7 protein-coding genes and 1 pseudogene are annotated in these 5643 nt (G+C 39.1%); all 8 read left to right on the top strand.

Going from position 1 to position 5643, the window contains the following annotated elements:
- On the top strand, positions 1 to 356 hold a 356-nt coding region (locus tag ACTNES_RS19125; RefSeq protein ID WP_441040404.1), incomplete at its 5' end, for a hypothetical protein.
- 179 nt (positions 357 to 535) lie between these two features.
- Positions 536 to 1057 carry a cysteine hydrolase family protein gene (locus ACTNES_RS19120; protein ID WP_291811664.1) on the top strand — a complete coding sequence of 174 codons (522 nt, stop codon included), beginning with the start codon at positions 536 to 538 and terminating at the stop codon, positions 1055 to 1057.
- Between the two features lie 142 nt (positions 1058 to 1199).
- Positions 1200 to 1802, top strand: coding sequence for an HDIG domain-containing metalloprotein (locus ACTNES_RS19115; protein ID WP_441040403.1), 603 nt, complete (start codon positions 1200 to 1202; stop codon positions 1800 to 1802).
- A gap of 254 nt (positions 1803 to 2056) precedes the next feature.
- Positions 2057 to 2644 (top strand): class I SAM-dependent methyltransferase, encoded by a 588-nt coding sequence (locus ACTNES_RS19110; protein ID WP_441040405.1) that lies wholly within the window; start codon positions 2057 to 2059, stop codon positions 2642 to 2644.
- Positions 2614 to 3321: pseudogene (locus ACTNES_RS19105) on the top strand (phospholipase D-like domain-containing protein); the annotation flags it as partial. The gene ACTNES_RS19110 and the pseudogene ACTNES_RS19105, both read left to right, overlap by 31 nt.
- An 83-nt stretch (positions 3322 to 3404) precedes the next feature.
- Positions 3405 to 3665: an ATP-binding protein gene (locus ACTNES_RS19100; protein WP_334303502.1), complete on the top strand. Its 261-nt coding sequence runs from the start codon at positions 3405 to 3407 to the stop codon at positions 3663 to 3665.
- A gap of 840 nt (positions 3666 to 4505) precedes the next feature.
- A complete protein-coding gene (locus ACTNES_RS19095) occupies positions 4506 to 5324 on the top strand; it encodes a hypothetical protein (protein ID WP_441040402.1) in 819 nt (272 codons plus the stop codon).
- A gap of 111 nt (positions 5325 to 5435) precedes the next feature.
- On the top strand, positions 5436 to 5643 hold a 208-nt coding region (locus tag ACTNES_RS19090; RefSeq protein ID WP_441040401.1), incomplete at its 3' end, for an AAA family ATPase.

Here is a 5643-nt window from a genome sequence, read left to right as displayed (position 1 = left end):
ATGGAAACGGAACCGACCCCGGACCAAAAGCAGATCTGGATTTCATAAAAGAAATGTACACGAAATTCAAAGACCTGCCAGACATTTCCTTCGCACTCTCCAATGGCGGATACGACTGGGAAAACGGCACACAGAAAGCAACACAAAAGAAAAGAGTCGAAATCGAACAACTCATCCAGCAATATAAAGCAGAGCCGCAGCGAGATACAAACAGTGGCGCATTGTCCTTCGAATACGAAGAAAACCATACGAAACATATCATATGGTACGCAGATGAAGAAACCCTGAAACAATGGACAGAAGAACTGAATTTCGCATCTGGCGGGAAAGTAAAGGTCAGTCTCTGGAGAATATAAGAATAGGATTGCAGTGCTGCTGTTCGCAATTTATGTGGACGGTAGCACTGTTTTTGTAAAGTAAACTGTACAAAAGTGCTTTATTGTTGTATAGTAATAAAAAATAATTCAAGCGCATATGTGGGAACATTTGATTGAAAACATGCGCGAAAATCAGATAGAAACGGAAGGAAAAAATTATGCAGAAAATATTAGTTGTTGTAGACATGCAGAACGATTTCATTGACGGAGCCCTCGGCACAAAAGAAGCCGTAGCGATTGTACCTAACGTAGAAGAAAAGATCAAAAACTTTGACGGAACCGTCCTCTTCACCAGAGACACCCACGAAACCTACTATCTCGACACTCAGGAAGGCAAGAAACTCCCGGTGCCACACTGCATCAGAGACACCGAAGGCTGGCAGATCCGAAGCGAATTGGATGCTCTCAGAAAAACAGAACCAATCGACAAAGAAACTTTCGGCTCCACTGACCTCGCAGGAGAACTGGTAGCAATGAACGAAGAAGACGAGATTGAAAGTATCACATTCGTAGGCTTATGCACCGACATCTGCGTAATTTCCAACGCCCTCCTCGTCAAAGCCTCCCTCCCGGAAGTCCCGATCATCGTAGACGCCAAATGCTGCGCAGGCGTAACACCAGAAAGCCACGAGAACGCACTGAAGGCAATGGAAGTATGTCAGATTCAGATTGAGAGATAAAAATTCAAATTAAATGCCAAACAAAATTCAAAGAAAGCAAGTCCCACCTACTGCTTATTGTTTTTCACAATCGAAACAGAGGACTTACTTGATTGGGGCAAAATATCATCTTTAAGATTTAGAAACGAGGAGTGACATTATAATGAAGACAATTACAAGAGACGAAGCATTTGCATTATTAAAGAAATACAACAAAGATCCATTTCACATTCAGCATGCCCTGACTGTAGAAGCAGTAATGAAATGGTACGCCAACGAACTTGGTTACGGAGAAGATGCAGAATACTGGGGAACCGTAGGACTCCTCCACGATATCGACTTCGAACTCTACCCAGAAGAACACTGCCTCAAAGCCCTGGAAATGCTCCGCGAAGCCGGCGTAGGCGAAGACGTGATCCACGCAGTCGTATCCCACGGCTACGGCATCACCATAGCCTGCGGCACAACCCTCGACGTAGCCCCGGAACACGAAATGGAAAAAGTCCTCTTTGCCGCCGACGAACTCACCGGTCTCATCTGGGCAGCAGCACTCATGAGACCATCCAAAAGCACCAAAGACATGGAACTCAAATCCCTCAAGAAAAAATACAAGAGCAAAGGCTTCGCCGCAGGCTGCTCCCGAGAAGTAATCGAACGCGGCGCCGAACAACTCGGCTGGGAACTGCAGAAACTGCTCACTATGACACTGCAGGCAATGGCAGACTGCGAGGATGAGATTAAGGCGGAGATGGACGCAGAAGCGTAAATATTAAAACTGAATAATAAAGTAACAAGAATTGCTTAGAAAGAAAGGGACATATCAGAGGTAGAAGGTATGTCTCTTTTTGCATTACAGTGAATTGAATATAATAGGTAATGTCGAACGAAAATTGTTGCTGTTTATGTCGAAAAATTGTATAATATGACATAAAGTAGTTAGCTTTATCAGATGACTTAGGAAGTAAAGAATAAAAAAGAGAAATGATGTCTGAAGAGACATTTGGAAATTGGACAGATATGATGAATAAGACTTTAAATTATTATAACGAGAATGCACAGTCCTTTGCGTCTGGAACTGTTTCCGTAGAGTTTACAGAAATGCAGGACAGATTTTTGCAAAAGCTTAATCCGGGAGCATATATCCTCGATTTTGGCTGCGGCACAGGAAGGGATACGAAATATTTTTTAGACCAGGGCTATCTGGTAGAAGCAATAGACGGTTCCGAACAGTTATGCCAGATTGCGAGTAAACATACTGGAATCAAAGTCAGACAGATGCTGTTTCAGGAACTGAAAGTGAATGAGAAATACGACGGCATATGGGCTTGTGCTTCCATTCTTCATTTACCGAAAAAAGAACTAAAAGAGGTTTTCAAGAAAATGCTCGCAGCATTGAAACTTGGTGGATGGATTTATACTTCTTTCAAATATGGAAAGTATGAAGGGGAGCGAAATGGACGATATTTTACAGACTTTACAATAGACACATTTGCGGATTTTGTACAGGAGATACACAATCTGCAAATAGAAGAACACTGGATCACAGGAGATGTCCGACCGGGAAGAGGTGAGGAAAAATGGCTGAACTTAATTATGCAGAAAAAATGAACATCGGATATGAAAATGAATATTCCACAGATGCTATGACCGGCGGACCTGATAAAAGAAGACAACTGTATTATCGGTTAATACAGAGTATGAAGAAAGCAGAAAGCGTTGATATCATTGTTTCATTCCTTATGGAATCCGGAGTAAAAATGCTTCTTCAGGAACTGGAAAACACTCTAAAACGTGGAGCAAAAATCCGAATCCTGACAGGAAACTATCTCGGAATCACCCAGCCGTCTGCACTATATCTGATTAAAAGAAAACTCGGTGACAGAGTTGATCTTAGATTTTACTGCGAAAAAGGACGTTCTTTTCATCCAAAGTCTTATATTTTCCATTATGCAGATCATAGTGAACTTTACATTGGATCGTCCAATATTTCAAGAAGTGCGCTGACTTCAGGAATAGAATGGAACTACCGTTTCAGCAGCAAAAAAGATCAGGAAAACTATGCTGAATTTTTTTATACATTTGAAGACTTGTTTGAAAACCATTCCATCATAATTGATGATAAAGAATTAAAAAGATATTCCCAGAACTGGCACCGTCCTGCAGTTGCAAAAGATCTTGATAAATATGACTTTGAACAGGAAACAGAAGATACCAAAATAAAACCAATGTATGAGCCAAGAGGTGCACAGATTGAAGCTCTTTGTGCATTGGAAGATACAAGAGCAGGAAAACCTGCCGGGGTCTGACCACTTAATCAACGGATAAATAAAATAATCAATCAGTAAAAGGTTTCTGAAAATTTTATAAATTGAAAAATGACCTTGCCTGCGCATTTGGGATGGAAGCATGTAAGCAACGCTACAAGACAAAATATGTCCGGCTTCCAGATATGCTTTTGGAACTGGAAATGGTGCGTAATGATAGAACATATAAAAAAGTGCAAGCGAAATATGCCAACTTAATCCTACTGATTATTGATGAATGGCTCCTATTGAAACCTATGGAATTTGAGCAACATGATATCATTGAGTTTTTCTACAGAAGGCTGAGTATTCCAATTAAAATTTAGAGCACCTTTTTCCAAAAAAGTAAAGCATATCTTTCCGGAGCAGAGTGCAATTATCTGTTTAGTACTCAGGCGGAACTGTTATTCCATGTCTGCTAAGTAATTTCTGCAACTGGGTGATGGATTCCCACTGATGTTGAATCTTTATCCAAACCATGGCATATATCTTATTCGCTTCTTCTAATGAATAATCTGGTTTCCGTGTCCCTGCTATCCGCTCGCTCTTAAGGAAACCACTGTTCCGGCAATGGAAACTGTTACCATATGTTCCTTAGAAGGTAATTTATGCCTTGTTGGGGGCTCACTGCTTAATCAATAAATATTAACATTTAACAGAATAATTGCTAACTTCCCATTTTTTTCCTACTCACACCCTGTTATTAGCTAAAACAAAAGGTTTTAAAGTTTTTTGCTAAGTAAACATACCTACTCATTTATCCACCAACAAAATTACGAACAACTCAGTATTTATCAGAGTTTTAAGTGTTTGAGTAGGAAAATAATGAGAAGTTAGCAATAATATAAATTTCGGGAAAAGTAGAGGAATATGAGATGACTTATACACAAAGTTTTGAAGAGATAATATTGTCTCATTTAAAATCAATTTATGGAGAATACGTAGATTTGAATTCTGGAACTATACATAGAGAATACGGCGGATATCCAGGAAAGAATCATCATATGCCTGAATGCTGTCAGGCAATGTATAATTTAATGTGTAATGATGATCAAATTATCAGTTCTCCTCCGAAAGGGAAGGGCGCGTCGCTGACAATACGTTATTATAAGAAAAATCATATGGATTAAGGCAAAGAGTAGAAGTCTGTATGGAGATTCAGAATTATGAAAGAGAAAATTATAATCATAGCTACTATGCTGATAGTAGTCATATCTTTTCCTTTTCTTGCAGTTCAGAGTGAGAAAACAGCTAAGGTACGGGAAGCTGAATTAAGAGAGAGCAGGAAACAGGAGCAGTACCAAAAAGCAGTATCGTATATGGAAAATGATGAGTATGAACAGGCAATAGAATTGTTAAAGAAGCTTCCAAGGGATTATGAAGATACTACGTATATTCTTAAATATGCAAAGTATTGTCAGGGTGTTGCAGATGATGTGGGACTTGAGAAACTTTACAGACTTACATGGGACTTTCCGAATGAAAACAAATATACGGGAAAATATGCAGAAGAGATGGAGACAGTTAAAAAAGAGATAAAGTCTCAATATGAAGAATATACAGCACAGAAAGAAAAAGAAGAGAGAGAAGAAATAGCGAAAGACGTACCTTATAAAGGTATGGCTGAGAAATATATTAACAGTACGATTCTTGGAAGTGCAAAAGATAAAAAGGAAGAGCATTATTGGCGTGATACACCGGGAAAGAGAACGCAGGAGGTGCAGTACAGATATACTTGGTATGACAGTAATCGGGTAAAAATATATGATGCTGTTTGCCGAAATGGAAGAGTGAACCAGGTGATAAAGTATGTTCATACTACATCATCAAACAAGAAGAAAAGTTATAAAAGCATTGCTAAAAATGGAAGCATGGATATGTATGATGTATATGATTATGATGATCCGGAAGACTTTTATTATGATCATATAGATGAATTTGATGATATCCAGGATGCGGAAGATTATTGGGAAGAGGTGCAGTAGTTTTAAAGAGAACGTTGTTTTCAGCTTTACGCTAAAATGGTTTCATGTTATCATTATTTTACGTAAAATAATTGATAGCCTGGGGCCATTTTTGATTGAGAGGTGTAATGAATGGGCAGATTTGTAAATCCTGATAACAGTGCATTTCAGGTGGCACTGAATTCTCCGATATATGTTGATAAAACCGGATTGCTGGAATATACGAACAGTGTACTTAATACAACAGAAGCTTATATCTGCAACAGCAGAGCGCGCAGATTCGGAAAATCATATGCTGCGAATATGCTTGCTGCTTATTATAGTAAAGGCTGTAATTCCG

It is taken from the genome of Blautia sp. HCP3S3_D9 (assembly GCF_052063845.1).
Taxonomy (GTDB): domain Bacteria; phylum Bacillota; class Clostridia; order Lachnospirales; family Lachnospiraceae; genus Blautia_A.
The sequence above is the reverse complement of the archived record's forward strand: the minus strand, read 5'-3'. Positions and strand labels throughout refer to the sequence as shown.